Here is a 3,071-nt window from a genome sequence, read left to right as displayed (position 1 = left end):
ATTATGTTGGAGGTACATGGAACGAAACGGCCAACACGTTGGATATGGCATACAAGAGAGGATTCGTGAGCCGCTACGCGCGACAGAACGAGTTTGAAGATTTTGCCGAGACACTGTCTATTTACGTCACGCGTTCTCTCTATGGTGACGACGATGATACCTGGGCAGAAATTCTTGAAAAGGCAAAACCCGATCCTGACAGCGAAGCTACGGTGCAAGGGCTTGACGGATCTGAAATCATTCTCTATAAGTTATCTATCATCAAGGAATATATGTCGACGGTTTGGAATGTAGACCTTGACGATTTGAGAGAAACATTTGAACGCCATGCCGTTGTGTTTGGCACAATGGATTTAACCACCATAGAATAATTGTCAATTTATGAAACGAAAAATATACTATCTAATAGGGGTGTTGCTAACTGTTGTGTTGGCAACCTCATGCGTCGGCAAAGAAGATGCTATTTTTGAAGATGCACCGGCTGTTCGCATGAATAAGGCTATTGCTGAATGTGAAGAGGTATTGCGAAGCGCTTCAAACGGCTGGATGGGTAATTATTATCCTGAGGTCAATTATAAAATAGGAGGATACGCCATGCATTTCAAGTTTGAAGGCAAGAATGTTACGATTTCGTGCGAAACGCAAACAAATGTGGCTCCGGGTGTTGAAGATGTATCGGAATGGAAAATGGATAAGTCGCAAGGGCCGGTACTGTCGATCGACACGTATAACAAGGTGCTTAACTATTTCTCCGAAGTGAAAGGCTCGACCGACACCGATGGTCTGGCAGGCGATTACGAATTCATCGTAGTGAGCATCAGCGAAGACAAGAACGAGATAACGCTTAGAGGAAAAAAGCGTGGTAATGAATTGAAGCTGACGAGATGTGCGGATGATTTTAACGTCGCAGACTATTACGTCGACATTGCCAGGTTCTCCGATTCAATGATTGATTATCCTACCTTTGAGATTAGCATCGGTGGAGAGGTTTATGGCTTCGTATCTGTCGTGCAACGCAAAATGAACATAGAATGGGCAGAGGGTGTCACCGCCTCCGCAACTGAGGTTCCATTCTGTTACGCATCGGATGCCATTGTGTTTGCCCAGCCTTTAACTATTTCTAAGAAGACGTCGACAAGGGCAACGTCATCCGGCGACATAGTGCTTAATGGCCTTAATTGGAATGGCGCAAAAGAAGAATATGTAGACGACCAGAACCTAAACATGTCGTTGAAACCAAAATTCCCCGAAGGTTTTCAACTTACCTACGGAAGTATCCTTGGCGATTGGGAAATTGAATACGATGCGACAGTGGCAGGTAGTGCAAGCTCAAATAGACCGCTTCAGACAGGACATGTCACGTTTTCACGCAATGTGCTTGGTGCGTCTTACTGGTTGTCGGGAGATGTATTCGACTTTCCGGGTGGTATGGAAGTTAAATACGACGCTCTGAAAGGCTGTGTGATTATCACCTCCTCCTATATTCCTGATTTTACATTCAAGTACCCCGGCACTAATGAGGCCCATATAGGCAAGGATTGCCAAATACGTGTATATTTTGCCGGTACAACAACTACTAGCGTGTATGCCGTAACAGATGGTTCCGGTTTGATAAGTAAGTGGAACAATGATGAAGGCGGAGAGCGGGTGTTAACATTGAACAACTATGTATCGACCCGCGATTATTTTGGTTTCCAGCTTCGTGTATGCGATATGGCGGGAGCCAGTTTGTCGATGGCATATTCCGACAATGTTGGTGGTTCCAACTTCTCGTTTATTAAATTCAAAAGAAATATAGAATAGTTATGAAAAAGATATATTATTATATATTGTCGATGTTCATTGCTGTCGTGGCGTTTGCCTGTAGCGATGAGAATACGGATGGTTCGTTTCATCGGGTAGAAGTAGCCTATTCCAACGTCACTTTCACATCTGTGGGAGGGAGCGGCGAAATTGTTATAAAGACTCCGAATGTAAAGGCGACGAGCAACGAATCGTGGTGTCAGATTAGTACATCGGGTACTAAAGTGAGTGTGACTGTTGAACCTAATCTGTCGCTTGAAGAACGTACGGCTGTTGTTTATATGACTGCCGACGGAATGGCTGATTTTCAGATTCCGGTAAGCCAAAGTGGAGTGAAAATGAAAGTGATCGGAATGCGCGTTCTTGATGGGATTGGCGAAACAGACGTGGAATTTGCGTATGAGGCCGACTTCCCGATGGATATGGTCGAGATAGAAGATGACTGGTTGCAAGCGACGATAGAGGGAGACCGCCTCTCGCTGACCGCTTCTATGAGTGATGACAGAACGAATACGCGTTCAACCATTGTATGGTTTGCTCCGCGAGGTCAAACAGCTCTGCGCATACCGCTTGCCATTACACAGAGCAAGCGACCGAAGTATCTCCTGCCTTTGGAATACGGCGATTACCTGGGTGAATATGAGCTTGCGTATTCTATTACGTATAATAATACGGCCAGAACGAAGACCACTCGTGTGAGACTGGTCGAGGGTGATGAAGAAAATACATACTATCTGAAAGGCATATTGAAAGATGAAAGCATTGGAAATATTGTAATGCAATATGTGCCAGGCGAGGGTGTCATCACAATAACCGCCCAAAAGATCTGTACACAAATCCCGAGCGACCCGACCAAGGATGCTTGGATACTGACGTATTACAGCAGTGCCAATACCGTATCAGTCAGTACGTCTAATTCTCTTGCCTCCGGAAATTTCAATTTGTTAGATGGGCTGGTATTCGATATGAAACACTATACTAGTTCTTCGAGTACGATTGTAATTGGAGGATTTACCTTGCGTACATATCCTACGGGAGTTTCATCGGGCAACAGTGCATGGTCAGCGGGTGCTGCCAATGGGGATGTTAATTATTGTCACTCGCAATTCAAGAAGATAGAATAAGTGCCTTAGAATATCTGTGCTTTCTATAAATAAAGAGAAAAGTCTGACTTTATAAGCAGCTTTTCTCTTTATTTTTTTTGCAAGTGCTTCGGTCTTTAAAGAATATCCTTGCTATGCTTAGCCCAACTTTGACCCGCCAAAATA

The 3,071-nt window shown here is 44.3% G+C and carries 3 protein-coding genes; all 3 read left to right on the top strand.

The annotated features are described in order from the left end of the window. Positions 1-371: substrate import-associated zinc metallohydrolase lipoprotein (locus B2Z67_RS01695; RefSeq protein ID WP_291528088.1), on the top strand; the 371-nt coding region annotated here is incomplete at its 5' end. Between the two features lie 10 nt (positions 372-381). After that, complete coding sequence (locus tag B2Z67_RS01690; RefSeq protein ID WP_291528087.1) at positions 382-1,803, top strand: DUF4302 domain-containing protein; 1,422 nt, start codon at positions 382-384, stop codon at positions 1,801-1,803. A 2-nt stretch (positions 1,804-1,805) separates the two neighbouring features. Further along, positions 1,806-2,927: a BACON domain-containing protein gene (locus B2Z67_RS01685; protein ID WP_291528086.1), complete on the top strand. Its 1,122-nt coding sequence runs from the start codon at positions 1,806-1,808 to the stop codon at positions 2,925-2,927. Positions 2,928-3,071 lie beyond the last annotated feature (144 nt).

Origin of the sequence: Bacteroides sp. UBA939 (assembly GCF_002293435.1) — a bacterium.
Taxonomy (GTDB): Bacteria; Bacteroidota; Bacteroidia; order Bacteroidales; family Bacteroidaceae; genus Bacteroides.
Note: the sequence above shows the minus strand (reverse complement) of the source record. Positions and strands in the feature narration are given on the sequence as shown.